The sequence below is a fragment of the Mesorhizobium sp. P3_A8 genome, from assembly GCF_056402995.1.
Map to the genome: position 1 here is coordinate 91,890 of NZ_JBFUGI010000017.1, position 25,528 is coordinate 117,417.

General features: G+C 63.4%; 24 protein-coding genes, 1 tRNA gene and 2 pseudogenes. 19 read left to right on the forward strand and 8 right to left on the reverse strand.

The genetic code is table 11. The features are described 5' to 3' along the window. The first annotated feature begins 89 nt into the window (after window positions 1-89). From AC1DX4_RS30920 to AC1DX4_RS30940, 5 genes are read left to right on the forward strand one after another with little or no spacing between them, the layout of a single operon-like run. Window positions 90-587 (forward strand): phage tail protein, encoded by a 498-nt coding sequence (locus AC1DX4_RS30920; protein WP_477223927.1) that lies wholly within the window; start codon window positions 90-92, stop codon window positions 585-587. A gap of 12 nt (window positions 588-599) precedes the next feature. Next, the gene (locus AC1DX4_RS30925; RefSeq protein WP_477223928.1) at window positions 600-1,103 is read left to right on the forward strand and encodes a phage tail protein; all 504 of its coding nucleotides are present in this window, start codon (window positions 600-602) and stop codon (window positions 1,101-1,103) included. 10 nt (window positions 1,104-1,113) lie between these two features. Then, complete coding sequence (locus tag AC1DX4_RS30930) at window positions 1,114-1,635, forward strand: phage tail protein (RefSeq protein WP_477223929.1); 522 nt, start codon at window positions 1,114-1,116, stop codon at window positions 1,633-1,635. A gap of 30 nt (window positions 1,636-1,665) precedes the next feature. Then, window positions 1,666-2,985, forward strand: a complete 1,320-nt coding sequence (locus AC1DX4_RS30935; protein WP_477223930.1) for a PLL family lectin — start codon at window positions 1,666-1,668, stop codon at window positions 2,983-2,985. 18 nt (window positions 2,986-3,003) lie between these two features. Further along, window positions 3,004-3,540, forward strand: a complete 537-nt coding sequence (locus AC1DX4_RS30940; protein ID WP_477223931.1) for an N-acetyltransferase family protein — start codon at window positions 3,004-3,006, stop codon at window positions 3,538-3,540. 234 nt (window positions 3,541-3,774) lie between these two features. Here the strand turns inward: AC1DX4_RS30940 and AC1DX4_RS30945 are convergent, their stop codons facing one another. Next, entirely contained in the window at window positions 3,775-4,044 is a 270-nt protein-coding gene (locus AC1DX4_RS30945) for a DUF6916 family protein (protein ID WP_477223932.1), read from the reverse strand. Between the two features lie 278 nt (window positions 4,045-4,322). On the opposite strand from AC1DX4_RS30945, the gene AC1DX4_RS30950 reads away from it, so the two are divergent. Then, window positions 4,323-5,126, forward strand: coding sequence for a SapC family protein (locus tag AC1DX4_RS30950; protein ID WP_477223933.1), 804 nt, complete (start codon window positions 4,323-4,325; stop codon window positions 5,124-5,126). 192 nt (window positions 5,127-5,318) lie between these two features. Further along, window positions 5,319-7,028 carry a DUF262 domain-containing protein gene (locus tag AC1DX4_RS30955; RefSeq protein ID WP_477223934.1) on the forward strand — a complete coding sequence of 570 codons (1,710 nt, stop codon included), beginning with the start codon at window positions 5,319-5,321 and terminating at the stop codon, window positions 7,026-7,028. 233 nt (window positions 7,029-7,261) lie between these two features. Here AC1DX4_RS30955 and AC1DX4_RS30960 read toward each other — a convergent pair. Then, window positions 7,262-7,336 (reverse strand) — tRNA-Gly (locus AC1DX4_RS30960). A 211-nt stretch (window positions 7,337-7,547) separates the two neighbouring features. Between AC1DX4_RS30960 and AC1DX4_RS30965 the strand changes: the two genes are divergently transcribed. The 4 genes from AC1DX4_RS30965 (at window position 7,548) to AC1DX4_RS30980 (ending at window position 10,181) form a co-directional block, all read left to right on the forward strand. Beyond that, complete coding sequence (locus AC1DX4_RS30965) at window positions 7,548-8,045, forward strand: prolyl-tRNA synthetase associated domain-containing protein (RefSeq protein ID WP_477223935.1); 498 nt, start codon at window positions 7,548-7,550, stop codon at window positions 8,043-8,045. A gap of 81 nt (window positions 8,046-8,126) precedes the next feature. Next, the gene (gene trxA / locus AC1DX4_RS30970; protein WP_477223936.1) at window positions 8,127-9,137 is read left to right on the forward strand and encodes a thioredoxin; all 1,011 of its coding nucleotides are present in this window, start codon (window positions 8,127-8,129) and stop codon (window positions 9,135-9,137) included. A gap of 123 nt (window positions 9,138-9,260) precedes the next feature. Beyond that, on the forward strand, window positions 9,261-9,932 hold the full coding sequence (locus AC1DX4_RS30975) for an LON peptidase substrate-binding domain-containing protein (protein WP_477223937.1): 672 nt from the start codon (window positions 9,261-9,263) through the stop codon (window positions 9,930-9,932). Window positions 9,933-9,941: 9 nt separating this feature from the next. Next, window positions 9,942-10,181: a Trm112 family protein gene (locus AC1DX4_RS30980; RefSeq protein WP_477223938.1), complete on the forward strand. Its 240-nt coding sequence runs from the start codon at window positions 9,942-9,944 to the stop codon at window positions 10,179-10,181. Window positions 10,182-10,439: 258 nt separating this feature from the next. Here the strand turns inward: AC1DX4_RS30980 and AC1DX4_RS30985 are convergent, their stop codons facing one another. From AC1DX4_RS30985 to AC1DX4_RS31000, 4 genes are all read right to left on the reverse strand, one after another. Next, window positions 10,440-13,736 (reverse strand): error-prone DNA polymerase, encoded by a 3,297-nt coding sequence (locus AC1DX4_RS30985; RefSeq protein WP_477223939.1) that lies wholly within the window; start codon window positions 13,734-13,736, stop codon window positions 10,440-10,442. Then, window positions 13,733-15,208, reverse strand: coding sequence for a DUF6504 family protein (locus AC1DX4_RS30990; protein ID WP_477223940.1), 1,476 nt, complete (start codon window positions 15,206-15,208; stop codon window positions 13,733-13,735). Before AC1DX4_RS30990 ends, AC1DX4_RS30985 begins: the two co-directional genes overlap by 4 nt. After that, complete coding sequence (locus AC1DX4_RS30995; RefSeq protein WP_477223941.1) at window positions 15,150-16,166, reverse strand: ImuA family protein; 1,017 nt, start codon at window positions 16,164-16,166, stop codon at window positions 15,150-15,152. Before AC1DX4_RS30995 ends, AC1DX4_RS30990 begins: the two co-directional genes overlap by 59 nt. A 413-nt stretch (window positions 16,167-16,579) precedes the next feature. Further along, the gene (locus tag AC1DX4_RS31000; RefSeq protein WP_477223942.1) at window positions 16,580-17,212 is read right to left on the reverse strand and encodes a LysE family translocator; all 633 of its coding nucleotides are present in this window, start codon (window positions 17,210-17,212) and stop codon (window positions 16,580-16,582) included. A 135-nt stretch (window positions 17,213-17,347) separates the two neighbouring features. Between AC1DX4_RS31000 and AC1DX4_RS31005 the strand changes: the two genes are divergently transcribed. The 3 genes and pseudogenes from AC1DX4_RS31005 to AC1DX4_RS31015 all read left to right on the forward strand — a co-directional run bounded on the left by AC1DX4_RS31005 (window position 17,348) and on the right by AC1DX4_RS31015 (window position 18,629). Further along, the gene (locus tag AC1DX4_RS31005) at window positions 17,348-17,770 is read left to right on the forward strand and encodes a metallopeptidase family protein (RefSeq protein WP_172221986.1); all 423 of its coding nucleotides are present in this window, start codon (window positions 17,348-17,350) and stop codon (window positions 17,768-17,770) included. 243 nt (window positions 17,771-18,013) lie between these two features. After that, a pseudogene (locus AC1DX4_RS31010) lies at window positions 18,014-18,334 on the forward strand (type II toxin-antitoxin system RelE/ParE family toxin). 13 nt (window positions 18,335-18,347) lie between these two features. Continuing rightward, a complete protein-coding gene (locus AC1DX4_RS31015) occupies window positions 18,348-18,629 on the forward strand; it encodes a helix-turn-helix domain-containing protein (protein ID WP_477223943.1) in 282 nt (93 codons plus the stop codon). A gap of 9 nt (window positions 18,630-18,638) precedes the next feature. On the opposite strand, the gene AC1DX4_RS31020 is transcribed toward AC1DX4_RS31015, so the two are convergent. Together AC1DX4_RS31020 and AC1DX4_RS31025 are read right to left on the reverse strand one after the other, a co-directional pair. After that, the gene (locus tag AC1DX4_RS31020; protein ID WP_477223944.1) at window positions 18,639-18,845 is read right to left on the reverse strand and encodes a DUF1737 domain-containing protein; all 207 of its coding nucleotides are present in this window, start codon (window positions 18,843-18,845) and stop codon (window positions 18,639-18,641) included. A gap of 48 nt (window positions 18,846-18,893) precedes the next feature. After that, complete coding sequence (locus AC1DX4_RS31025; RefSeq protein ID WP_477223945.1) at window positions 18,894-19,772, reverse strand: HpcH/HpaI aldolase/citrate lyase family protein; 879 nt, start codon at window positions 19,770-19,772, stop codon at window positions 18,894-18,896. 375 nt (window positions 19,773-20,147) lie between these two features. Here AC1DX4_RS31025 and AC1DX4_RS31030 point away from each other — a divergent pair, with 375 nt between their 5' ends. The 5 genes and pseudogenes from AC1DX4_RS31030 to AC1DX4_RS31050 form a co-directional block, all read left to right on the forward strand. Then, window positions 20,148-21,683, forward strand: a complete 1,536-nt coding sequence (locus AC1DX4_RS31030) for a DUF4153 domain-containing protein (RefSeq protein WP_477223950.1) — start codon at window positions 20,148-20,150, stop codon at window positions 21,681-21,683. 3 nt (window positions 21,684-21,686) lie between these two features. Further along, the gene (locus AC1DX4_RS31035) at window positions 21,687-22,379 is read left to right on the forward strand and encodes a response regulator (RefSeq protein ID WP_477223946.1); all 693 of its coding nucleotides are present in this window, start codon (window positions 21,687-21,689) and stop codon (window positions 22,377-22,379) included. Continuing rightward, window positions 22,370-23,974, forward strand: a complete 1,605-nt coding sequence (locus AC1DX4_RS31040; RefSeq protein ID WP_477223947.1) for an ATP-binding protein — start codon at window positions 22,370-22,372, stop codon at window positions 23,972-23,974. Before AC1DX4_RS31035 ends, AC1DX4_RS31040 begins: the two co-directional genes overlap by 10 nt. Before the next feature lie 67 nt (window positions 23,975-24,041). Further along, a complete protein-coding gene (locus tag AC1DX4_RS31045) occupies window positions 24,042-25,208 on the forward strand; it encodes an NAD(P)/FAD-dependent oxidoreductase (RefSeq protein ID WP_477223948.1) in 1,167 nt (388 codons plus the stop codon). Between the two features lie 135 nt (window positions 25,209-25,343). Beyond that, window positions 25,344-25,528: pseudogene (locus tag AC1DX4_RS31050) on the forward strand (IS5/IS1182 family transposase); the annotation flags it as partial.

The following is a 25,528-nucleotide window of genomic DNA, read 5'->3' on the forward strand; positions in this document are numbered from 1 at the left end:
GTTAAAAATATTCTTTTATTTGAACGCCTCCTAACGTTGCGTAAGCTTGTAGTTGTGGGTTAGTATGTACCAACAATGAGGGGGCAGCGATGTCGGAGCCATTTCTTTCCGAAATCAGAATCATGTCTTTCGTTTTTGCGCCGAAAGGCTGGGCTTTGTGTAATGGCCAGCTTCTGCCGATCAACCAGAACCAGGGACTGTTTTCGCTGCTCGGCACCACCTTCGGTGGCGATGGGCGGGTGAACTTCGCCCTGCCCGACTATCGCGGGCGCGTGCCGATGCATGTCGGCGGCGGCCACGCGCTGGGCGAGCGCGGCGGCGAACAGGCGCACACGCTTTTGATCGGGGAATTGCCGTTTCACAGTCATATCGAGCAGGCCACGACCGCCAACGCCGACGTGCCGGCGCCCAACGGCAATTTGCTGGCAACCGTTGCCAACACCTATACGGCGCCTGGCAATCCCACGGCGATGGAGCCCGGCACACTGGCCCCTGTCGGCGGCAACCAGGCGCATATCAACATGCAGCCGTTTCTGACCCTGAACTTCTGCATCGCCCTGCAGGGCATTTTCCCGTCGCCGACCTGAGGAAAAGCAACCATGGCACAACCATATGTTGGCGAAATTCGCATGTTTGCCGGCAATTTTGCGATAGCCGGCTGGATGTTCTGCGAAGGGCAACTGCTGCCCATCTCGGAAAATGAGACCCTGTTCAACCTGATCGGCACCACCTATGGCGGCGACGGCCAGAGCACGTTCGCGCTGCCAGACCTGCGTGGTCGCCTTCCGGTTCATCAGAGCGCTGATTTCGTCCTTTCCCAGACCGGCGGCGTGGAAGAAGTCACGCTTACACCCCAGCAGATCCCTTCGCACACGCATGCGTTCCTTGCTTCGCTGAACAATGCCGCGGCGAGCACCCCCACCGGCAACATGACCGGGCAGGTCGGCGCGTCGCAGATCTACCGCGAGGCGCCGGCGGCCACGCCGATGTCCCCACAGACCGCCGGGCAAACCGGCGGCAGCCAACCGCACACGAACTTCCAGCCCTATCTCTGCGTCAATTTCATCATTTCGCTGTTCGGGATCTTCCCGTCGCCGACCTAAGAGGACCGCCATGGCTGACCCGTTCGTCGCCGAAATCCGCATTTTTCCGTTCAATTTCGCACCCAAGGGCTGGGCCTGGTGCGATGGCCAATTGCTGCCGCTGTCGCAGAACACCGCGCTGTTCTCGTTGCTCGGCACCACCTATGGCGGCAACGGCAAGTCCAACTTCGCCCTGCCCGATTTGCAAGGCCGTGCGCCGATGCACCCGGGGCAAGGCCCAGGGCTTTCACTGCACGATCTCGGCGAGCCGGGTGGTTCGGAGACTGTGCAGTTGCTGATATCGGAAATGCCGCAGCACGGGCACACGCTGATGGCGAACGTCAATCCGGCCAACCTTGCGGCGCCAGGTCCAGCGCGATCCTTCGCGCGTACGTCTCCCGGCACGTCCTATTCGGCGACGGCCACTTTGACGCCGCTCAGCGATCAGGCGGTGCGGCCGATCGGCGGCGACCAGCCGCACAACAATTTGCAGCCCTATCTCACCTGCTATTTCTGCATCGCGCTGCAAGGCGTCTTCCCGCCAAGAACCTGAATTCCGAGCCAACAGGGCAGGACCAATACGATGGCCAAGACAGCAGAACCGAAATCGAAAGCCCCTGCGGCGAAGGCGGCGGCGCCGAAGGCGGCTTCCAGGGCCAGCGCCCGGCCGGTCCGGTCCGGTCCGGCGCCCGTCTACCAGAACATGCCGGCCGGCACGTCGTTCTTCGAACTGTCGCGGCTGATGGTGGTCGCTATCGATACGGCGGCCGGGCGCCTGATCCAGAAGGCGCAAGACGCGCCCAACGGGTCGTGGCCCGCCGCCTGGTCGGCCATCGCTCCCGGCGCCTGGGTGATCATGACCGCCGGCCTGACCAAGGACGGCAGGGTGGCCGTCGTCGCCCAGTTGTCTGGGTCGACCAATCTGTCCTTCATCACCGAGGACGCCAACCAGATCGGCCCGATCGACAAATGGAACACGCCGATCGGTATCGGCGCGCCGCCCGGCGCCGCCTCCTATCAGAAGCTGTCGATGGCGAATGATGCCGACGGCCGCATCGAGGTTTTCCTCACCGACAATCAGGGCAACATCTGGTGGATCTACCAGAATCCGGACCAGATCGTGCAGGTGCAGAAGACCATCACGCCGCCCGGCACCACGACACCGATCGTCGTCACGGTCGACGAGCGCGTTCCGCCGGTTCAGCCGTGGAGCAACTGGCAGCAGATCCCCGGCGGCCTGGTGTCGATCAGGGCCATCCGCCAGGCCGATGGCCGCATCGCGCTTTTCGGCATCAATTCCGGCTTGCATCTCTACCGCTGCCAGCAAGCGATAGCGGAAGCGCTGAAGGTTGCCGACTGGACGGGATGGGTGCAGATCGACACCACGGGCACCGGCGGGTTCACCGAAATGGCGCCGATTGTCGGGCCGCTCGGCGCCACCAATCTGTTCGCCCTGAACCAGAGCGGGCAGGTGCTGCACACGCGCCAGAAGCCGGCCGGCACCGACAGCTGGACGCCCTGGGCCATGACCGAATACAGCCGGGTTGCCAAATACACATTGGCTGCCGGCATCGAGGGCAATGGCGACATCATGCTTGTTGCGTCCGACCAGCAACACGTGCACTCGTTCAACGCCCAGTATGACGCGGCCACTCAAAACTGGTCGGGGTGGCGCGATTTCAACGCTTCGGGCGCCAACACAAGGCTGACGCTCGACTACAATGCCGACGGCCGCGTCGCTTTGTTCAGCCTGATGGGCGGCGGCGCACCCAACGACAACTCGCTGTGGACGCTGTCGCAGATGGGCATCGACAGCACGGAGTGGGAGGACGCCTGGGTGTCGCTTGCCAGCAGCAACGTCAACCAGGCCATAGTCGTGCGCGACCTGACGCCGCCGGTCTGAGCGTTGACTGCGGGCAGCGTGGCAGAAGTCGGCCCGGCACGCCTTCTTCCGGTCTGGTCCCGGTCGCGGCAGGCTGGGCTCGGCTTCCGTGCGGCGACGGAGGCGGATTTGCCGTTCCTGTCGCTTCTCTACGCCTCGACGCGCCTGGAAGAGCTCGCGGTGACGGACTGGACCGAGACGCAGAAGGCCGCCTTCCTCGACATGCAATTCCAGGCGCAACACGCCCACTACAGAAAACACTATCCCGAGGCCGACTGGCTGGTGGTGCAGCGGGCCGGGCAGGACATCGGCCGCCTCTATATCGAGCGCTGGCCAAGCCAGCACCGCATCATCGACATCGCTTTCCTGCCCGCCCATCGCCGCAAGGGATATGGCACGGCGCTGCTGCGCGACCTCATCGACGAGGCATGGTTAGCCGGCAAATCAGCGTCGATCCATGTCGAGAAGAACAATCCGGCGCGGCGGCTTTATGTCGAGCTCGGCTTTGCGGTGGTCGAGGACAAGGGAGTCTATGATTTGATGGCGTGTGCGCGGGCGGGTGAAAGCGCCCGGTGATTTTCGGTTGGCGCTGCCCCTCACCTGCCTGCCGGCATCCTCTCCCCGTATAGTGACGGGGAGAGGGACGCTGTCATCGATGGCTTCGCCAATCATCGGCGTTGCAAGAAAGGCGAAGGCGCGCGGCCAGCCCTCTCGCCCCGTTTACGGGGAGAGATGTCCGGCAGGACAGTGAGGGGCAGCGCCGACAGCAATGATTTTCGCGTCGGCCCAGTCAATGTCACAACCAAATCTCTAATTGAACACCGCCTCATAAAGCCGCCCGGCCGCGTCGGCGGCGATCGGCACGATGAAGATCTCGTGCTCCCTGCCTTGACCCGTGAAGCGATAGGTCGCCTGCGGCAGCGGCGTTTCGCGCGGGCCCCGGAACACCAGTGAGAAGCCGCCACCCGGACGCGGGCTGGCGGCGATGGGCTTGACCGTGCTCAGTTCCAGCGAGACCGGCTTGCCGCCGGCCTCGACGGTGAACACCTGCCCCTGCTCGAAATCCGCTACCGACGCCATGCCGTCACTCCGCTGCTGCCGGGTGCAATCTTGCCGCTTCGCCGCAGGCTGTCCAGAGGCCCTGCGTCTGGCCCGGGCGTTGCGAGACAATTCGCCGGGGCAAAGCGCAAAATACCGCAACGGTCGTGCTTTTATGCGCGCCACGGACACTGTAGTACTTTGTTCCTGCGCCGGAGTCTTGGTCCAGCCAAGATCAGCGCAACAAGAGCAGATGCCGGTCTTGGGGTCTGATGCGCAGCAGCCGGCCTGATCGGCTGGCGGGAGAAAGGGACGGAACCATGGCTGACAACGGGGCAGGAACGGAAGCAGCGCCGGCGGCCGAGGCGATGCCGCTGTTCTATTCGAAGCCGGAGGCGCTCAACCCGGCGCGGCACGGCTCGCTCGGCCTGACCGCGCGCGGCGACTTTGCCTTCGCGCGCACCGCGCACGCCATCCCGGTGGTGGCGTCGGAAATGCCGGCGGCGATGCGCTCCTACCCGATCGTCTTCATCGGCCCGGCCAAATCCCCTGTCATCATCACCGGCGTGCGCCAGGGCGAGAATTTGTTCGTCGATGCCGACGGCCGGTGGACCGCGCCCCACTACATTCCCGCCTATGTCCGCCGCTACCCCTTCATCCTTGCCGAGGATCCGACCACGGCAGGCCGGCTGACGCTGTGCGTGGACAGGGCAAGCGAGCGGGTCATCGACCAGCTCATGGCGCCGTTCCGCGAAGACAAGGTCGCGCCGTTCTTCAGCGGCACGGAGCCGACCGAAGCAACCAAGCAGGCGCTCGCCTTCTGCAATCAATTCCAGATCGACTTCAGAGCCACCCGCGAGATGATCGACAAGATCGACGCGCACGGCTTGTTTGCGCCGCGCCAGAGCAAGGTGACGCTGGAAGGCGGCGAAGTGCTCAACCTCACCGATTTCCAGGTGATCGACGAGCCGGCCTTCAACAAACTGAGCGACGCGGCCTTCCTCGACCTCAGAAAATCCGGCGCGCTCGGCCTGCTCTACTGCCACCTCGCCTCAACCAACAGCTGGACGTCGCTGGTGCACCAGGCATCGCTGCGCAAGGCGGATGGGGTGAAGGGCGGCTGAAGGCCGGGGGTAGCGGCTAACCACGAATTTTCCATCCATGCGAGTAACGTATCAACCTCGCGGCCAAAACCTAGCGGAAAGCACCCAAACCATCGACGGGATCGCTCATGTGGTCGGCAGGAAGTCGATGCCGGTTTCCTGCTCTTGCGAAGCACAATACGTCAGGTACACCTAGACGGCGGAGGAATTTCTATGATTACGGCCCATCAACACACGGTTTCAGAAGTACTTGGCGATAAGTTTTTGCACGAGATACCTCCCTATCAGAGACCTTACGCTTGGACACCAGATGAAGCTCGGGAGCTTTATCAAGATTTGAAGGAAGCTGTCGAAGCATCAAGTGGTGAGCCATATTTTCTCGGAAGCATTGTGCTGATTCGGCCGCAAGGCGAATTGGTCGGCCAGGTTGTTGACGGCCAACAGCGCTTGACCACGCTGACGATTCTCGCCGCCGTACTACGCGACATTGCGACTGATAAAAATGAAAAGGAAGCACTGGCGGCGGCTGTCTACATTGAGCCGAACCAGTTTAAGGCGCAGGTTGAAGCGGTGAGGGTTCGTGCGCACCAACGCGACCGGGTATTCTTCCGAGATTCGGTTCAAGTTCCGGGCGCCACCTCCAAGGAGGTTTCATCTCAGGAGCCTGGAAACGAGGCACAGCGTTTGATATGGCGAAATATCCAGGCCTTTCGCCAACTTGTATCGGTCCTTCCTGAGATCGAACGACAAGCATTGGTGGCTTTCCTCCTCAACAAATGCGTTCTCGTGGTGGTGGCAACGGAATCAAGATCCGCGGCGCTGCGCATCTTTAGAGTACTGAATGATCGTGGAATGGACCTCTCGAATGCGGACGTAATTAAAGCTGATCTGCTCGCCAAATTTACCGACGAGAGCGAAATGGCCCATCAAGCTGAGCGATGGAGAGAGTTCGAGAACGATCTTGGACGGACTGAGTTCGAAGGTCTTTTGGAAACGATCCGATTCATTCACGAGGAGGCAAAAAGCAGGCAGAGTTTGAGTGAGGCATATGCCGATCGCTTTCGTAGTAGCAACGCTGCTGCTGTCAGAGATTTTCTTGGTAATGAGTTAGCCCCTGCAAAGCGCCTTTACGGAAAAATACTGGACTGCGACAGCAGTGATTTTCCCGCAGAGTTGCGTGTTTCAGCCTCGGAGGCGATGGCCGGCTTGAGCCTGGTCCCCAATAAGGACTGGATACCCGTAGCGATCGAGGCTTCGTTGAAACTGGGTGCCGGAGCCAGCTTAGTTCAAACGCTAGCCAAGCTTGAAGGGCTCGCATGGGCCATGCAGCTTGCTCGTCGGTACGACACGCAGCGCATGAATCGATATGTTGAAATTCTCCGTGCCCTCAAGAAGGAAGAACACGAATTGTCTGTCGCCCTTACTCTGACGGCGGACGAGATTTCAGAAGCGTGGCAGTCCTTAACTGGTCCGCTTTATAGCCGATTTCCAACTCGAGTGGTTCGAGCGATGCTTGAACGCCTTGATCGGCTAATGGCAGAGCAGCCGGTAGTGTGGGACGGACAGAAAACAGTTGAGCACATTCTTCCGCAGAATCCCGAGCCGGGCGCTTGGGACCACATTATGCCGGAAGAGCGAGAGGTAATGACGCACAGTCTAGGCAATCTTGTCCTCCTAACTTCTCGCAAGAACTCTAGCGCATCAAATCTTGGCTTTCGCGAGAAGATCGTTGTGTATTTCGGGCTCGGAGGCGCTTCGACAGCTAAAAAACGCGCCACGTATGCCAGCGTCCAAGAATTATCTCACATCGATACCTGGGATGTGATTACTTATACGTCCCGACACACGCGTCATGTTGAGATGTTGGCAAAACGTTGGGGGATTTCCGTCCCAGAGGCTGCTCGGGGAAATGAGAGCCGATAAGCTTAGCTGCCAGAAAACCGGCCTTCAGTAGACAGTCTTAGTTATGTAGGTGAGGGTGGCCATCCCGCAATCTCGACCAGAGGTTGGGTGTGCGCCACCGCACCACCACGATTGTCGCACTTTCTATTCTGACCTCGATCATCGAGCGAATGGCGGCCTTATAAGGCAAGCCAAAATGCGAAAAAGCCGCGGCGGACCGCGGCTTTTCGATGCTTGATTTCCATTGAGGAAATTGGAGCGGGTGAAGCGATTCGAACGCTCGACCCCAACCTTGGCAAGGTTGTGCTCTACCCCTGAGCTACACCCGCTCACACGGCGTCTTGGCCGCAAGCCGGGCCTATATGGCTGAAGAGCGCGGCGATTGCAACAGGGAAATCGCAGGGTTTTTGCAACACGCCAGGCGATGCCGGCAAACCGCCCGCGCCGCGCGGATTTTGCCGCGCCGTTGCGCGATGGTCTTGTGTCGGCCACCGCATTGGCCGTAAACGGCAAGGCAGGAATTGGACGAGAAGAAGATCGATGCCGAAGAGCGAAGCCGAACTTTTTGCCTTTCTTGCCGAACTCGGCATCGCCGTTTCGACGATACGCCACCCGCCGCTCTATACGGTGGCCGATTCGCAGGCGCTGCGCGGCGAAATCGCCGGCGGGCACACCAAAAACCTGTTCCTGAAGGACAAGAAGGACAATTTCTTCCTGGTCACCGTCGGTGAGGACGCCGTCGTCGATCTCAAGCAGATCCACCAGCTGATCGGCGCCGCCAGCCGCGTTTCCTTCGGCAAGCCGGAGATGCTGATGGAGCTTTTGGGCGTTTCGCCGGGCGCCGTTACCGTCTTCGGTGTCATCAACGATACCGCCAACCGGGTGAAGCTGGTGCTCGACGAGGAATTGATGGCGCATGCCGTCATCAACGCGCATCCGCTGACCAATGAGGCGACGACATCGATCGCCGCGGCCGATCTCATCAGATTCGTCGAGGCAACCGGGCATGATGCTGCTATCTTGAAAGTCTCGGCATGATCGCCACATGCATGGCGAAACCGACTTCCAATGACATGGCGCCGACCCGCGGGCCGGCGGCGCGACCGAAAAGGTGACGAGATGAGCGACAACAAGCCGTTTGGCGGGTCATTCGGCAGCAGTGGCGGCCAGTATGCCACCACAGTGCAGTATGGCGGAACCGCCCCCGCGCCGGCAAAGGTCGCGCTTGGCGATGCGCCGGCCGCGCCCGTTGCCGGCGGCGATGTCATCAAGGACACGACGACCGCGGCCTTTGCCGCCGACGTCATCCAGGAATCGCGGCGCCAGCCGGTGCTGGTCGATTTCTGGGCGCCGTGGTGCGGTCCCTGCAAGCAGCTGACGCCGCAGCTGGAAAAGGCGGTCAAGGCGGCCGGCGGCAAGGTCAAGCTGGTCAAGATGAACATCGACGACCACCCCTCGATCGCCGGCCAGCTCGGCATCCAGTCCATTCCCGCCGTCATCGCCTTCAAGGACGGCCAGCCCGTCGATGGCTTCATGGGCGCAATCCCTGAGAGCCAGATCAACGAATTCATCACCAAGGTCGGCGGCAAGGGCAATGGCGCCCCGGCTGTGGCCGACGCGCTGGCGGCAGCGGCCGAAGCGCGCGAGGCCGGCGACATGCAGACCGCCGCCGACATTTTTGACGCCGTCCTGGCGCAGGCGCCTGAGACGATCGAGGCGATCGCCGGGCTGGGCGACCTGCTGTTCGAGGCCGGCGACACGGAAGGCGCCGAGGCGTTGCTGGCAACGGCACCCGAGGCCAAGAAGGACGCGCCTGTTCTCGCCGCCTTGCGCGCCAAGATAGCGCTGGCCGCGCAAGCCGCAGCGCTTGGCAATCCGGCCGAGTTCGAGCGCCGCCTGGCTGAGAATCCCAAAGACCATCAGGCGCGTTTCGATCTGGCCATGATCCAGAACGCCAGGGGCGAGCGCACGGCGGCAGCCGACAATCTGCTGGCCATCATCAAGGCCGACCGCGCCTGGAACGAGGATGGCGCGAGGGCGCAATTGCTGCAGCTGTTCGAGGCCTGGGGCATGACCGACGAGGCGACGCTGGCCGCGCGGCGCAAATTGTCGGCGCTGCTGTTCTCCTGAGCCGGCGGCTCAATCGTCGCACGGGCTTGGCGTCGGCGGTGGCCGCGCCAGATTAGGTACCTGACTTCAGCAGGCCGATGCTCCCTGTGGCGGAAGGCGGAAGAAGTCGATCGGAGGAATGAGGTGCAAGCGGGAAACGCGCATTACCGGCTCGCCAAGGATCTGCCGTCGACGATCCCGATCTTTCCGCTCGAGGGGGCGCTTTTGCTGCCGGGCGGTCGCATGCCGCTCAACATTTTCGAGCCGCGCTATTTGCAGATGGTGGACGAGGCGGTCGCCGGCTCGCGGCTGATCGGCGTCATCCAGCCCCGTCTCGACGGCGCACTGCGCGAGGATGGCGAGCCGGAGCTCTGCAATGTCGGCTGCGCCGGCCGCATCATCGCCTTCTCCGAAACCGGCGACGGCCGTTACCTGATTTCGCTGCAAGGCGTGTTCCGCTTCCGCATCGCCCATGAGCTGACGGTCAAGACGCCGTTTCGCCAGGCGAAGCCCGCGCCCTTCATCGCCGATCTCGATGACGATCCGGCGGCCAACGAGATCGATCGGCCGGCGCTGCTGAAGGCATTTCGCGCCTATCTGCAGGCCAACGATCTCGAAGCCGACTGGGAAAGCGTCAGCCGCGCCGAAAATGCCATGCTGGTCAACGCGCTGTCGATGATGGCGCCCTACGGTCCGGCCGAGAAACAGGCGCTGCTCGAGGCGGCGGATTTGAAGACGCGGGCCGAGACGCTGATCGCCATCACCGAAATGGCGCTGGCGCGCGAGAATGAGGATTTTGGCTCGAGCTTACAGTGAGAGGGTGCGATGGCGGGGCGTGACGGAAAGAAGATCAATGTCGATCCCAAGCTGCTGGAACTGCTGGCCTGCCCGCTGACCAAGGGGCCGCTGGCCTGGGATCCGGAGCGGGGTGAGCTGATCTCGCGGGTCGCCAAGCTGGCTTATCCGGTGCGGGACGGCATCCCGATCATGCTGCCTTCGGAGGCACGGACGCTCTCGGCGGAGGATGTGCTGGCGCCGCCGCCGAGGCTGAGCGGGCCTTCCTGAATTTCGCTGTGTGTAGAAGTGGTCAGAGGCCGGCGGGACAGCGCCCCCCTCTGCCCTGCCGGGCATCTCCCCCACTTGGGGGGAGATCGGCAGTTTCGCCGCCCAGTTCGTCTTTCAACGTTGGAGATTGGCGAAAGCCGGGATGACAGCCAATCTCCCTCCTTGTGGGGGAGATGTCCGGCAGGACAGAGGGGGGCGCTGGCCCGCCGGCATTCTATTCGTAATCGCTCCAGCTGCGACACCGGAGCAGGCCAATGCCTACTGGAAATTCCGCCCCTTGGGCATGACACGTTCCGCCTCTTCCGACAGCGTTGCGAGGTCCCCGACCTGTGTGTCTCTAAGCACCGGCGCTCCCGCCCCGCTGACCTTCTCCAGAAGCACGGTGAGCCAGGGCGTCAGATCCTCGATCTTTTCCGCGACGATATGGATCACACCGGATTCCGACTGCAATTTCCCGCTGACCTTGACGAACCGCGCACCCATGACGATGGGTCGGAAACGGTCGAAGGTTCTTTGCCAGAAGATGACGTTGGCGACCGCCTTGTCGTCCTCCAGCGTCAGGAAGATCGCGTTGCCTTTGCCGGGGCGCTGCCGCACCAGCACCAGGCCGGCGACGGAGACCCGCCTGCCGTCGCGTACCAATGGCAGGTTGGCATTGGGCGTGATGCCGGCGCGGTCGAGCCGCTCGCGCAGGAAAGCGACCGGATGCGCCTTCAGCGACAGGCCGAGCGAGCGGTAATCGTGGATGACGTGTTCGCCAAGCGGCATTTTCGGCAGCTTCGTCTCGGGCTCCAGTTCGCGCAGTCGCAGCGCCGGCTGGTCGAACAGCGGCAGCTTTTCGGCCGCACTCCTGGCGCCCAGCGCGCGCACGTCCCAAAGTGCGGCACGGCGGTCGAGGCCGATCGAGCGGAAGGCATCGGCCTGCGCCAGCCGCTCGATCTCGTCGACATCGAGGCCGGAACGCAGCCAGACATCGCGGACGTTTTCGTAGCCTGCACCGCGCCGCTTTGCGAAAGCCTCCATGCGTTCCTTGGAAAGACCCTTGATCTGCCGGAAGCCGAGCCGCAGCGCATGGTTCGTCTCGATAACACCGCGCATTTCGGCATGGCGCGGCAGGATGCGGGCCGGGTCGAAAGGCGCTTTTTCCAGAGTGCAGTCCCAGACGGAGAAATTGACGTCGACCTCGCGGATGTCGACGCCATGGTCGCGCGCGTCACGCACGAGCTGCGCCGGCTGGTAAAACCCCATCGGCTGCGAATTCAGGATCGCGGCGCAAAACACGTCGGGATAGAAGGTCTTGAACCAGCACGAGGCATAGACGAGCAAGGCGAAGGAAGCGGCGTGGCTTTCGGGAAAGCCGTACTCGCCAAAACCCTCGATCTGCTTGAAGCAGCGCTCGGCGAAATCCTTGGTGTAGCCCTTGCCGACCATGCCATTGATCATACGGTCGCGGTAATTGCCGATGGTGCCGGTGCGCTTGAAGGTGGCCATGGCGCGGCGCAATTCGTCGGCCTCGCCCGGTTTGAAACCGCCGGCGACGATGGCGATATTCATCGCCTGTTCCTGGAACAGTGGCACGCCAAGCGTCTTACCCAGGATCGCTTCCAGCTCTGGCTTTTGATATTCGGCCGCTTCCTTGCCTTGCCGGCGGCGCAGATAGGGGTGGACCATGTCACCCTGGATCGGACCTGGCCGCACGATCGCCACTTCGATGACGAGGTCATAGAAATCGCGCGGCTGGAGCCGCGGCAGCATCGACATCTGCGCGCGAGACTCGATCTGGAAGACGCCGAGCGTATCGGCGCGGCAGATCATGTCATAGACGCGTTGGTCCTCTGCCGGGAGAGTGGCCAGCACATAGGGTTGCCCGTATGGGTCCCGTGCCTTCGGATAGTGGTCGGTAAGCAAGGTGAAGGCGCGCTGGAGGCAGGTCAGCATGCCGAGCGCCAGGATGTCCACCTTAAGGATCTTCACCGAGTCGAGATCGTCCTTGTCCCATTCGACCATCTTGCGCTCGTCCATCGCCGTCTTGACGATGGGCACGATCTCGTCGAGCCGGTCCCTGGTGATGACGAAGCCGCCGACATGCTGCGACAAATGACGGGGGAAGCCCATGATCTCGTTGGCCCGTTCCATCACATGCCGCGATGTGGGGTCGCTACGGTCGAGGCCGCCGGCGCGGGCTTCCTTCTCGCCGAGCTCCGAGGTCGACCAGCCCCAGATCGAGCCGGAAAGCGACGCCCGGACATCTTCCGAAAGGCCCATCGCCTTCGACACCTCGCGCAGCGCCGAGCGGCCGCGATAGCTGATGACGGCGGCGGCTAGAGCCGTGCGCTTGGAGCTGTATTTTTCGTAGATGTACTGGATGACGGTTTCGCGCTTTTCGTGCTCGAAATCGACGTCGATGTCTGGAGGTTCGTTCCTCTCCTCGGAAATGAAGCGCTCGAACAGCGAATCGATTTTCTCCGGCCCCACTTCGGTGATGCCGATGCAGAAGCAAACCACCGAATTGGCAGCCGAACCACGACCCTGGCAGAGAATATCCTTGCTACGGGCGAACTTGACAATGTCGTAGACGGTCAGGAAGTAACGGGCATAGTTGAGGCGCTCGATCAGGGCGAGCTCTTCCTCGATGCGCTTGATCACGGAGGCAGGAACGCCGGCCGGATAGCGGTTGACCGCTCCCTCCCGCGCCAGTCTTTCCAGTTCGGCCTGCGGCCCGAGTCCGGATTCCGTCGGCTCGTCGGGGTAATTGTACTGGAGGTCGCTGAGCGAGAAGGTCAATTCTTCCGCAAAGCGCAGTGTCTCGGCCAGCGCCTGCGGATGGCGGCGAAACAGGCGGGCCATTTCCAGCGGCGGCTTCAGATGGCGTTCGGCATTGGCGGTGAGCTCCAGCCCGACCTCGGCGACGGGTGTGTTGAGGCGGATCGCGGTCAGCACGTCCTGCAGTGGGCGTCGTTCGGCCGTGTGGTAGAGAACGTCATTGGTCGCCATCAGCGGGATGCCGGTCGTCTCGGCCAGCGCCGCCGCCTGCTCGATCCGGAAACGGTCATGGCCGGCATAGTCGGGAGAGACGCCAAGCCGCAGGGCCTTACCAAAACGGTCCTTGAGCTGGCGAAGCAGGGCAAGCCTGCCGTCCGCGTTCGCCGTCAGATCGGGCAGCACCGCCAGCGACATCAAATCCCCCCATTCGACCACGTCGCTGCGCTGGAGCAGGGTGGCGCCCTTTTCGGTCTCGTCGCGCAGATTGGCTTGGGTCAGCATGCGGCACAGATGCCCCCAGCCGGCGCGATCCCTGGGATAGGCGAGAATATCCGGCGTGCCGTCGCCAAAAACCAGCCGGCAGCCGGGGTGATAGGCGAGTTTTTCGACCTTGGCCTGCTGCCAGGCGCGCACCACGCCGGCCACCGTGTTGCGGTCGGCAAGGCCGATCGCGGAGAAGCCCAGCAGCTTGGCCGCGACCACCAGTTCCTCCGGCTTGGAGGCGCCGCGCAGAAAGGAGAAATTCGACTGGATGCCGAACTCGGCATAGGGGATGACGGTCAGTGCGTTCATGCGAAGACCCCATGCATGAACCAGCGCGGCGGCACCTGCGGGTTGCCGTAAAGGCCTTGCCGGTAGAGCCAGTAGCGGCGGCCGTCGACATCCTCGATGCGGAAATAGTCGCGGGTCGATGTGACCGGATCGCTTGACGCTTCACGCCACCATTCGGCGGCGATACGTTCGGGACCCTCGGCACGGGTGACGCGGTAGAGCGCGCGCCGCCAGCGGAAATTGAGCGGCGGACCCTCGGGCATTTCGGTCGCCGGCACGTCGATGGGCTCGGGCGCGCGGAACAGCCGGATCGGCCGTTCCGGCGGGAAGATGGTTTTGGGCGCCTGCAGTCTGTCCGGCTTCTTCGGCGGTGTGGTCCGGCGCGGTGCCTCCGTGAAGGGGATGGTGGCGACGGCGCGTTCCGGCAGATGGCTTTCGACGAGAACCGGCTGCAGCACCGCGCCCTCGCCGAGCCGGGCGCGGATGCGGTCGGCGAACAGCGCGATGTCGGCGCCATCGTCGGTCACCTCGCCGGTCAGATCGGCCTGCGCCATGTCGAAGGCGGCGGCGGCCAGCACCGAGAGGCGAACCAGATCGAAGCCGTAGCCGGCATCGATGTCCTGCTCGAGCGCTGCCAGCCTTTCATGGAACAGTTTCTGGATCAGCCTGGTGTCGCGCAGCGGCCGCGAGGTGCCGAGCGCAATGCGGCTGACGGCGCCGTCGACACGGAAGAGCAGCAACGCCAGCGTCCGGGCGCCTTCGCCACGGCGCTCGAGATCGGTCTTCAAGGTCGTCGCCAGCAGGCCCACCAGCCGTTCGATGTCCTCGGTCAGGGTGATGGGCTCGGCAAGATGGCGTTCGACCGAAAGCGGCGCCACGGGAAGGCGCGGCGAGACCGCCTCGTCGAGACGGCCAAGCGCCTGGTCGAGACGCAGCAGCAAGGTGGCGCCGAAGCGGCGGGCGAGCGGCGCGCGGGGTGCCGCCATGACGGCGCCCGCCGTGCGCAGGCCCACACTTTCCAGGCTGGCGCGGGTCGCCGGGTCGATGCGCAGTGCAGCGAGCGGCAAGGGTGCGAGCAGGGCTTCCTCGTCGCCGCCATCAACGATGCGGTCGCCGCAAAAGCGTGCCGCCGCCCAGGCCGCGCCCGGTGTCGGGGCAAGGCCGGCGCGGACATCGAAACCCTGATGGAAGAAGCGCGACAGGATGTCGTCCAGCATGGCGCGTTCGCCGCCGAACAGATGGGTGCAGCCGGTGACGTCGAGGAACAGGCCGTCCGCGCCGTCCAGCGCCACCAGCGGGGTGTAGCGGTCGCACCAGTCGGCCAGGCCTTCGAGCAGGCGCCGGTCGGCCTCCGCATCGGCCTCGACGATATCGATCGACGGATGCATGGCGCGCGCATCGGCGATGCCCATGTCGCGCTTCAGGTGCAGCGCCTCAGCCCGCTCGTCGAGGGCCGAAATGCGCTGCGCGTTGCCCTGGCGATGGCTGACCACCAGCGGCGGATGATCCGGCGGCCGGGAACGCCATGACCGCCCCAGACGCTGCCGCAGGATCCTTTCGGCCGCCAGATAGGGAAACCACAGCGACAGGATCCTCTGTCCGTTGTTTCTGGCCCCTTCTTTCGTCGAATGCGCGTTCATCGGGGTTCCACTCCAGTGTGAATTGTCCAGGCAGGGCCGTGCGGCTCTTGCCGATGGTGATGGTAAAGGCGGGGCGGCCGATCGAACCGGCGAGCGGCCCGGCGATGGTGGCGCGTGGCGTGGCCGGCGCCGACGAGACGATGAGCCGAACGGGCGCTGCCGTCGGTTCGGGCGCGGCGGCCTGCCGCAGTAGAAACACCGGGCGGCCGGCAGCCTGCGCCCTGGCATGCAGCCGGCGCGTCGCTGTCAGGTCCAGCCGCTGCGGGTTGCCACGGATTTCCAGGATAACGGCAGCGAGCGCCGTCATCCGGGCGGCCTCCTCGGCGACCCACAGTGCGTCGACGAGCTTTGGCGCCTCGGAAAACAGCAATTGCCCGGGCTCGATGCCGAACGAGGCCTGCAGCCCCCTGGCATAGGGAAAGCCGGCCTCGCGGAAGATTTCCGTGGTGCCGATCCAAAGCACCGGCAGCCCTTGCGCCTGCTTGAGGATCAGGCTGGTGAGCGACAGGGCGAAACCGGCGACGGCTCCGGCATCGCGGGTTTCCAGGCCATGGATTTCGCTGAGCGCGGCTTTCGGCAGGCCGCCGCTCAGGGCGGCATCGAGCCGTTCGACGCCGATGGGCAGGAAGGCATCCGGCAAGGCCGCCGCAATGCCGCGCCGGACGATCGTGAGATCGACATCGGCGCTGACATCAGCATCAAGGAGTGCGCCAGCCGGCGCCTGCAGGCGTTCGGGCAGCGTTCCCTCGATTTTCGCGATCTGGCGGCGCAGGGCAAAAACAGTTTCCCGCGCCACGGCTGATATCGCCATGACGGTCAGTGTCCACTCACAATTGTTCCTGTTATGTTCCTATAGATTCCAGAGGGCAGCAGAAGAGTCAAGCAGAGTCATAAGGAATTTATTCCTCAGTGAGGTGGCCACGAGCCCAGCGTATGGGTAGATCGCAGCATCCCGTGATTTCGTCATCCTAGGGCGAAGCAGCCGCGCAGCGGCGTCGCGGAGACCCTGGGATCCATGCCGCGACCTCGACTGTGGAGTGCAGCGGAGCAGAATTCTGCACCGTTGCGGCGCTCAAGAGTCCCGGCATGGATCCTCGGGTCTGCGCCGCGTCGCTGCGCTTCTTGCTCCGCCCGTGGATGACGAACCGATGGGCTTTTCTTCGCCAATCGCCAACGCATCTGGCTCGTCAACACAACGACCCCGTCAACTTTCTGCGCTGAAAACTAGCGCTGGCCGCCAAGAGCCAGCCGTGCGGCCAGACCCGCGAACACGGTTCCGAGCAGGACCTGCGGTGCGCGCTGGAACCGCGTTCGCCTCGACAACGCCGTTCCGATCCGGCTGGCGGTCAGGATGACCAGGCCGTTGACCACCAGCCCGATCAGATTGAGCACGGTCGCCAGCAGCAGGATCTGGCCGGCGACGGAACCGGCCTCAGGGCGCACGAATTGCGGGAACAGCGCCAGCACGAACAGCGCCATTTTCGGGTTGAGCAGATTGGTCAGCAGGCCTTGCCGAAAAATCCGGCCGCGCGAATAGCGTGGCAGGCCGGCGACCGGGGCAAAAGCCGTTCCGTCGGAACGGAATGCCTTCCAGGCGAGCCAGGCGAGGTAGGCGGCGCCGGCATAGCGCACGATGTCGTAGGCGATGGGCGCTGCCAGGAACAATTGCGACAGGCCGAAGGCGGCGGCCAGCGCGTGGCAATAGGTGCCGGCGGCGATGCCGGCATAGGTCGCCAGGCCCGAGGCGCGTCCCTGGCTGGCGCTGCGTGACGCAATCAGCAGCATGTCTGGCCCCGGCGTCGCGGTCAGCGCGAGGCAGGCAATGGCGAAAAGTCCGATGGTGGAAAGGTCCGGCATGAGAACTCCTGAGAGATGGCCGGAACCGACCCCTACGCGATTCCCCGGCCGCGGCAAAGGCGCTGCGGCGAGAATTGCCGCTTCATTTGCCTCGACCGGCGCGAAAGCCTATATGCCGGGTTCAAAGGACAAAGCATGGCCCGCATCTATAAAACCCGCACCTGGCATAGCGAACTCGCGCCCTCGATGGAGGAGTTCGAGTTCCTGGCACTGGAGGCCTACGCCCATTTGCCGGAGGACTTTCGCAAGCTGACCGGCGAGATCGTCATCCAGATCGCGGAATTCCCGACCGACGAGATCATGGACGATCTGTCGCTGGAAACGCCCTTCGACCTGCTCGGCCTGTTCGAGGGCCGTGGCATCGCCGAGCGCTGGAACCCGCAGACCGGCGAAGGCCCGAACCGCATCACGCTCTACCGCCGCGCCATGCTCGACTACTGGGCCGAAAACGAAGAAACGCTGGGCGACATCGTCACCCATGTGCTGATCCACGAGATCGGCCACCATTTCGGCCTGTCGGATGATGATATGGAGAAGCTCGAAGAGGCGGCCGAGTAGGCTGTGCCGATATTCAGGTGAGGCCGACCTGCGAATGGCGGCTTCCTACGCTTCCCAGTTCTACTGCGTCGCAGTAGAACTGTAATCACGTACCCAAATTACGCTCCGTTCCGGTTCTCGGAACCCACGATTCTCGACTAGGCCTGACCTGAATCTCGACACAGCCTGCGTCCGAGCAGGCAGCGAGCCGATCACATGCGTCATCGTCTTGCCCAATTATACAAGTTTTGATATAAATCTGCTATGCCAGTGACGAAGCGCCTAGAGTTTCTGGGAGATTCTCTTGCCTAGCTCCGGGATTTTCCTGAACCGGCGCGCAAGGAAACAGGCGTTCAGTTGCATAAGGTTCAGCTCGGACTTGAGCCAAGCGACTGGAAGCCGATGACGACGGTAGGTCCCAGTGTGCGGGAAATCCGCGTCCGTGACAACACCGGCGCGTTCCGGGTGCTTTATGTCGCGAGCATAGGTGACACCGTCTATGTGCTGCACGCCTTCCAGAAGAAGACGCAACAAACGACGAAACGAGACCTGGATCTTGCCGCATCGCGGTTCAGGCAAATCTAACGGAGGCAGGGCGATGGAACGTCAGAGTTTTGAAAACGTCTGGGACGCGCTCGAGAATACTCCGGCCGAGTCCGCCAACATGACGATGCGCTCCAACTTGCTGATCGCGATCGAGCAGCGGGTGCGGAGTTGGGACGTTACCCAGGCCGAAGCAGCCACCCGCCTGGGGATCACCCAGCCGCGGCTTAGCGACCTCCTGCGGGGCAGGATCGCGAATTTCAGCCTGGACACGTTGATCAACCTTGCCGCACAGGCCGGACTGAGTGTGCGTCTTGATATTGCAGATGCCGCCTGATGCTGTCGTCTACCAGTCGCTAAGCTTGGTGTCCGGCCCGTATTCCTGGCCGTCGATATCCTTCACCACGGCCTGGCCGCAGCGCATGGTTTTGGCTTTCTTGTCATAGGCGTAGGTCGGCGAGCCGAAAAGGTGCCAGCCCTTGTTCAGTGCCGCCGTCACCTTGTGGCAGAAGCTGGCATCGTCCGAGGCGGTCAGAAAGCGGTAGAGTTTCATTTTTCAGTCCTGTCGTAAGTGCCCATAGCCCGCAAGCATGGGGTGATATCATGCGCCGATGGCGGCGGCTTTCGCCAGCAGTTTTTCGGCCTGCGCCAGATGCAGCCGCTCGACCATCCTGCCGTTCAGCGAAATCACGCCTTTGCCAGCATTCTCTGCAAGTGAAAAGGCGTCCTTGACCAGCTGTGCCTCGGCCAGCGCCTGCGTTGACGGCGCGAAGGCGCGGTTCGCCGCTTCGATCTGGGCCGGATGGATAAGGGTCTTGCCATCGAAGCCCATGGCGGCGCCTTCCGCGCACTCGCGGGCAAAGGCATCGAGGTCGCGAAAATCATTGGCAACGCCGTCGAGCATGTCGAGGCCGCCGGCGCGCGCGGCCAGCACCATCTGCATCAGCCATGGCACGAGGTAGCGCCGGTCCGGCGTCGCCAGCACGCCGGTGTCCTTGGCCAGATCGTTCGTTCCGGCAACGAAACAATTGAGGCGCGAGGCGGGATCGCGGCCCAGTTCGGCAATGGCGCCGATGTTGAGCAGCGCCTTCGGCGTCTCGATCATCGCCCACAGTTTCACGCTGTCGGGGGCAAAATTGTCGTCGAGCACATCGCCGACTTCGAGGACATCGCGCGGCGTGGCGACTTTGGACAACAGGATGCCGTCGGGTTCGAATTTTGCCGCGGCTAAGAGGTCGTCGGCGCCCCATTCGCTGGCCAGCGCATTGACGCGCACCACCATCTCGCAACGCCTAGCGGGGCGATTGGCGAAAATTCCGGCCAGCTTGTCGCGAGCGGCAATCTTGTCGGCCGGGGCGACGGCGTCCTCCAGATCGATGATGACGGCGTCGCAGAACAGCTGCGCGATCTTGGCCAGCGCCTTGTCGTTGGAGGCCGGGACGTAGAGCACAGAGCGGCGCGGGCGGTAGGGTTCGGTCATATCCGATCTATGCCGCCTGTGGGTGGTGTAGGCAAGCACCCGACTGGTGAGATGAGCCAATCGCGAAAGCTGGCGGCGCCAACGCTCGGAAAAGGATTGCGGGCAGCGCACCAGCCGTGAAGCGCAGCCTCTGCACGAAAACTGCACACGTTTGCGGAAAACCTCCTCGGATCCGCCCCGCCATCTCCCCGCCCGCCTGCGAGACAGGGGCATGCACAAGCGAGCAAAACCCCGTTGGTCTCTGCCCTACCGGCTGCGCAGCGAAGGCTGGTGGCTGGTCGATCCGCCGCGCGCGAACCCCACAGCGAACCTCATTCCCTTTGTCCGCAAGAGCCCGCCGCCATGGCGACCGGCCTCGATCAGGAAGGCCAGATCATGACATCGTTTTTCACCGCCGCGCCGAGCTATTGCAGCCGCTTCGGCGTCGCCGTGCTGCTGGTCGTGATGGCGGATTTTCTGTTCTATGGCCAGCCTGCCGGGATCACGATCTTCCTCTTCGCCATCCTGGTTGCCGCCGCGGTCGTCGCAGTGCATCCCGCGGCCTTCAGCGACATCAGGGTCTGGCTTAAGCCCGCCGCTTTGCTTGTCGCGCTGCTGCCGCTCGCCGAAAATGTCAGCGCCTTGTCGGTGTCGATTGCGCTGGCGGCCCTGGTCGTCTTCGCGCTTTCGCTGAGTGGTCGTCTGCGGCACAGCATCGCCCGCATTCCCGGCCAGATCGCGCTGTTTTGGCTGGCAGCGCCGTTCCGGTTCGTTCGCGATTTCATCCGTTGGCGCAAGACGGCGCGGCGCTTCGGCCGGCGCCGCGTGCGGCTGGCGGCGATCGCGGTCTGGGTGATGCCGTTGACGCTGGGCGCCGTCTTCCTGGCGCTGTTCGGCGCCGCCAATCCGATCATCGATTACTGGCTGTCGCTGATCGACCTGATGAAGCTGCTCGATCTGATCCAGCTGGCGCGCATCGCCTTCTGGCTGTTCGTGCTCGCCGGTGTCTGGGCTTTTTTGCGGCCACGCCTGCCGCGTTTTTCGAAGCGCGCCTCCCGGCCAAAGTATACCCCTGCCGCTCAACCGGCGGTCAATCCACAAAGGCACGTCATCGAGGACATCGTGTTCGGCAAGGCAGCCATCCTGCGCGCCTTGATCGTCTTCAACGTGCTGTTCGCGCTGCAGACCGGGCTCGATGCCACCTATCTGTGGGGCGGGGCAGCGCTTCCCGACGGCTTGAGCTACGCCGCCTATGCGCATCGCGGCGCCTATCCCCTCATAGTCACCGCGCTGCTTGCCGCCGGTTTTGTGCTGGCGGCGCTCAGGCCGGGAAGCGAGACCTCAGCCGATCCGCTCATCCGCCGGCTGGTCTATGCCTGGGTGGCGCAGAACATCATGCTGGTCATCTCGTCGATCCTGCGGCTCGATCTCTATATCGGCATCTACGCGCTGACCTACTGGCGCATCGCGGCTTTCGTCTGGATGGGGCTGGTGGCGGCAGGGCTTGCGCTGATCGTTGCTCGCATCGCGCTGCGAAAATCCAACGAATGGCTCTCCTCCGCCAATCTTCTGACGTTATCCCTGACGCTTTATGCCTGCTGTTTCATCAATTTCGCAGCAACGATCGCCAACTACAATGTCGACCATTCCCTTGAAATGACCGGCTCCGGCACCCCGCTCGACGCCGAGTATCTGCGCTCGTTCGGCGCTGTCTCCCTGCCGGCGCTGGATCGCTACTACATGCATCAGACCGAACATTTGACCACTTGGGCGGTAGACCTGCAGATGGCCGATGACTATATCGCCGAACAGAAGAAGTGGCGCGCCTGGAGTTTTCGCGGCTGGCGGCTGGCCAGGGTTCTCGACAAGAGAGGTCCGCTCGTGCTTCCTCCACCCGCGCTACCTTCGCAGCCTTCCATGCCGGACCGCTGATCCATGCCGCATCACATCCTCGTCGCCGACGATGACCCGCATATCCGCGAGGTGATCTGCTTCGCGCTGGAAAAGGCCGGCATGAAAACGCATGCAGTGGCCGACGGTGCCGCTGCCTTGCAGGAGATCGAACGCCGGGTGCCGGATCTGGTCGTGCTCGACATCGGCATGCCGGAGATGGATGGGCTGGAGGTCTGCCGGCGCCTGCGCCACACATCCGATGTGCCGGTGCTCTTCCTGTCCGCGCGAGACGAGGAGATCGACCGCATCCTCGGGCTGGAAATGGGCGGCGACGACTATGTGACGAAGCCGTTCAGCCCGCGCGAGCTGGTCGCCCGCGTCAATGTCATCCTGCGGCGCGCCCGCCCGGTGCCGACCGAACCGATCGACGACAGGCAGTTCGCGCATGGCAAGCTCACGCTGGCGCCGGCCAGCCACGCGGCTGCCTTCGACGGCAAGCCGCTTGCGCTGACGGGGATCGAATTCTCGATCCTGAAAGGGTTTTTGGCCCGGCCTATGCATGTGCTCGACCGCGACGCTGTGATGGCCAGCGCCTATGCGGGAAAAATCCATGTCGCCGACCGTACCGTCGACAGCCACATCAGAAACATCCGCGCCAAGCTGGCGGCGGTGGGTTGCGTTGACGCCATCGAGACCGTGCATGGCGTCGGCTTCCGGCTTGGCCGATGCGGCTGACGGCGTCGCGCAAATGGATCGGCCGCAAATGGCGGCCACGGCTTGCCACGGTCGTCGTCGCCATCCTGATCCTGGTTATGGCCTTGCCGCTGGTCGGCCTGTTCTTCTTTCGCCTCTACGAGAACCAGCTGATCCGCCAGACCGAGGCCGAGCTGATCGCGCAAGGCGCGGCCATCGCAGCCATCTATGCGCAGGAGGTGCGCGATGCCGGCATTGCCCCGGAAAAGCTCGGGGCGCCGATGCCGGAGGCCAATGGAAGTGCCAGCCGAGACGCCAATCCCGACGGGCCATACAGGCCGATCGAGCCGAGCCTCGATCTCGCTTCGGACTACGTGCTGCCGACGCGGCCGGCGGCGACGCCGGCGACCGTGGATCCCGCCTTCGCCGCGATCGGCACGCGCCTGTCCAGCATTCTCGATGCGACGCAGAAAACCACGCTGGCCGGCTTCCGGCTGCTCGATCCCCGCGGCGTCGTCATTGCCGGGCGCGGCGAGGTCGGGCAGTCGCTTGGCGAGGTCGAGGAGGTGCGCGACGCGCTTGCCGGCCGCTATGCCAGTGCGCTCAGGCTGCGCATCCCGGACCAGCCGACGCCACCGCTCTATTCGGTCAGCCGTGGCACCAAGGTGCGTGTTTTCGTCGCCTTGCCGGTGGCCGTCGATGGCCGGGTCGCCGGCGTGGTCTATGTCTCGCGGACGCCCAACAACATCATAAAACATCTCTATGGCGAACGCGGCAAGGTGACGTTGGCGGCAATCGCCATTCTCGGCGGCACGCTGCTCATCGGCCTTGTCTTCCTGCGCACCGTCAGCCGGCCGATCTATGCGCTGATCGACCGCACGCAGCGCATCGCCGCCGGCGAACGCGACGCGATCCGGCCGCTCGACCATCACGGCACCTATGAAATGGCCGAGCTTTCCGCCGCCTTCCTCGACATGGCGGAAAAGCTGCAGGCGCGATCCGATAGCATCCAGACCTTTGCCGCCCATGTCTCGCACGAGCTCAAATCACCGCTGACGGCGATCCAGGGCGCGGCGGAATTGCTGCGCGATTCAGGCAGCGCGATGGATGATGAAGAGCGGCGGCGATTTTCCAACAATATCGTCACCGATGCCGGACGGCTCAATCTGCTGGTGCGGCGCCTGCTCGATCTGGCAAAGGCCGAAAATCTTGCACCCAGCGGTGAAAGCACCTCGATCAATGCTGTGCTGGCATTGCTTCCCGTCGACACCAGGCTGGCGGTTCGCGTCGAGGCGGGCGGCGATCTCGCTTTGCGCATCTCGTCCGAGAACGCTGCAATCGTGCTTGCCAATCTCATCGACAACTCGGCCAGGCACGGCGCGACGCTGGTTTCGATCACGGCGGCGAGCGCCGAGGGCAAGGCGACGGTGCTGGTCAGCGATGATGGCGACGGCATTTCGCCCAGCAACCAGGCGCGCATCTTCGAGCCGTTCTTCACCACAAGGCGCGCTACCGGCGGCACCGGCATGGGCCTCGGCATCGTGCTGGCCCTCCTGAAAGCGCATGATGGTATGATCCGGCTGGTTGACAGCGAGCGCGGCACGCGCTTCGAGATCACTTTGCCTTTATCAAGCTGAGCATGATCTTATCCGAAAACCGGTACCCACTTTTCGGGATCATGCTCTGGAAGCTGGAGCCGAAAAAATGCGCTACGACATCGTCATCATCGGCGGGGCCATCGTTGGGTCCTCGATTGCCTATTATCTGCGCGAGGAAGGGTTTTCCGGCTCCATCGCGCTCATCGAGCGCGATCCGCAATTCGCCCATGCGGCAACGACCCTGTCCATGGCCTCGATCCGCCAGCAATTTTCCATTCCGGAAAACATCCGGCTGTCGCAATTCACGCTAAAACTGTTCCGGCGGCTGAAGGAAGAATTCGGCACCGATGCCGATATCGGGTTCCGCGAAGGCGGCTATCTCATCCTCGCCGGAGAGGCCGGGCTGCCGATCCTCAAAGCCAATCACGAGGCGCAGATCGCCGAGGGCGCCGACATCGTGCTCGAGGATGCCGAGCAACTGACACGGCGCTTCGCCTGGCTTTCGAGCGAAGGCATTTCCGCCGGCGCCTATGGCCGGACCGGCGAAGGCTGGTTCGACGCGCATGCGATGCTGACGCTGTTCCGCAAAGCGCTGCGCGACAAGAAGATTGATTTCATCACCGCTTCGGTCACCGCTGTTGCGCGCGACGGCAACCGCGTCACCGGCGTCTCCCTCGACAATGGCCAAACGCTGGAGGCCGGCATCGTCGTCAACGCCGCCGGGCCGAATGCCGGCAAGGTCGCCGCTCTTGCCCAGCTTTCGCTGCCGGTCGAGCCGCGCAAGCGCAACGTCTTCGTCTTCGAGGCGCGCGAGAAATACGCCGATATGCCGCTGCTGGTCGATCCCTCGGGCATTTATGTGCGGCCGGAAGGCTCGGTCTACCTCACCGGCGGTGCCGAACCTGAGGAGGGCGATGGGCCGGCCGACCCCGGGGATTTCGAGGTCGACTGGCCGCTGTTCGAAGAGGTGATCTGGCCAGTGCTGGCAACCCGCATTCCGGCCTTCGAAGCGATCAAGGCGACCCGCGCCTGGGCCGGCCACTATGATTACAACACGCTCGACCAGAACGCCGTGATCGGCCCGCATCCCGAGGTCGGCAATTTCCTGTTCGCCAACGGATTCTCCGGCCATGGCCTGCAGCAGGCGCCGGCGGTCGGCAAGGCGCTGGCGGAGTTGATCGTGCATGGGGGGTATCGGACGATCGACTGCAAAGCGTTTGGGTATGGGCGCGTGGCCGAGGGACGGGCGTTTCGGGAATTGAATGTGATTTAAGGGCTCGCAGAACAACCGCTCGGTCGAGTTCCGGCCCACCCCCCTCTGTCCTGCCGGACATCTCCCCCGCAAGGGGGACTGTTGCGTAATTCGGTGGTTGTGATTCTCTGAGATTGACGCTCGGAGGGAATCACGATGGCAGTGAAGCAGACGGGTCAGTTGAGCTTGGCGGAAGCCTTTCTGGGCGGCAAGTTGGCAGGCGGTTCTTCGCCACTCGATCGATTGTCAGGTCTGGTGAAGTGGGACCGCTTCGAGAAGCTACTCAACCCGCTGCGCGATGGTGGACCGGGTCGGGCTGCCTGGCCACCGTTGGTCCTGTT

Bases quoted from the DNA above. Each gene is read 5' to 3' on its own strand.
- AC1DX4_RS30920 (WP_477223927.1), top strand. From the start codon at position 90: ATGTCGGAGCCATTTCTTTCCGAAATCAGAATCATGTCTTTCGTTTTT.
- AC1DX4_RS30925 (WP_477223928.1), top strand. From the start codon at position 600: ATGGCACAACCATATGTTGGCGAAATTCGCATGTTTGCCGGCAATTTT.
- AC1DX4_RS30930 (WP_477223929.1), top strand. From the start codon at position 1,114: ATGGCTGACCCGTTCGTCGCCGAAATCCGCATTTTTCCGTTCAATTTC.
- AC1DX4_RS30935 (WP_477223930.1), top strand. From the start codon at position 1,666: ATGGCCAAGACAGCAGAACCGAAATCGAAAGCCCCTGCGGCGAAGGCG.
- AC1DX4_RS30945 (WP_477223932.1), bottom strand. From the start codon at position 4,044: ATGGCGTCGGTAGCGGATTTCGAGCAGGGGCAGGTGTTCACCGTCGAG.
- AC1DX4_RS30950 (WP_477223933.1), top strand. From the start codon at position 4,323: ATGGCTGACAACGGGGCAGGAACGGAAGCAGCGCCGGCGGCCGAGGCG.
- AC1DX4_RS30955 (WP_477223934.1), top strand. From the start codon at position 5,319: ATGATTACGGCCCATCAACACACGGTTTCAGAAGTACTTGGCGATAAG.
- AC1DX4_RS30965 (WP_477223935.1), top strand. From the start codon at position 7,548: ATGCCGAAGAGCGAAGCCGAACTTTTTGCCTTTCTTGCCGAACTCGGC.
- trxA (WP_477223936.1), top strand. From the start codon at position 8,127: ATGAGCGACAACAAGCCGTTTGGCGGGTCATTCGGCAGCAGTGGCGGC.
- AC1DX4_RS30980 (WP_477223938.1), top strand. From the start codon at position 9,942: ATGGCGGGGCGTGACGGAAAGAAGATCAATGTCGATCCCAAGCTGCTG.
- AC1DX4_RS30985 (WP_477223939.1), bottom strand. From the start codon at position 13,736: ATGAACGCACTGACCGTCATCCCCTATGCCGAGTTCGGCATCCAGTCG.
- AC1DX4_RS30995 (WP_477223941.1), bottom strand. From the start codon at position 16,166: ATGGCGATATCAGCCGTGGCGCGGGAAACTGTTTTTGCCCTGCGCCGC.
- AC1DX4_RS31000 (WP_477223942.1), bottom strand. From the start codon at position 17,212: ATGCCGGACCTTTCCACCATCGGACTTTTCGCCATTGCCTGCCTCGCG.
- AC1DX4_RS31005 (WP_172221986.1), top strand. From the start codon at position 17,348: ATGGCCCGCATCTATAAAACCCGCACCTGGCATAGCGAACTCGCGCCC.
- AC1DX4_RS31015 (WP_477223943.1), top strand. From the start codon at position 18,348: ATGGAACGTCAGAGTTTTGAAAACGTCTGGGACGCGCTCGAGAATACT.
- AC1DX4_RS31020 (WP_477223944.1), bottom strand. From the start codon at position 18,845: ATGAAACTCTACCGCTTTCTGACCGCCTCGGACGATGCCAGCTTCTGC.
- AC1DX4_RS31025 (WP_477223945.1), bottom strand. From the start codon at position 19,772: ATGACCGAACCCTACCGCCCGCGCCGCTCTGTGCTCTACGTCCCGGCC.
- AC1DX4_RS31030 (WP_477223950.1), top strand. From the start codon at position 20,148: ATGACATCGTTTTTCACCGCCGCGCCGAGCTATTGCAGCCGCTTCGGC.
- AC1DX4_RS31035 (WP_477223946.1), top strand. From the start codon at position 21,687: ATGCCGCATCACATCCTCGTCGCCGACGATGACCCGCATATCCGCGAG.
- AC1DX4_RS31040 (WP_477223947.1), top strand. From the start codon at position 22,370: ATGCGGCTGACGGCGTCGCGCAAATGGATCGGCCGCAAATGGCGGCCA.
- AC1DX4_RS31045 (WP_477223948.1), top strand. From the start codon at position 24,042: ATGCGCTACGACATCGTCATCATCGGCGGGGCCATCGTTGGGTCCTCG.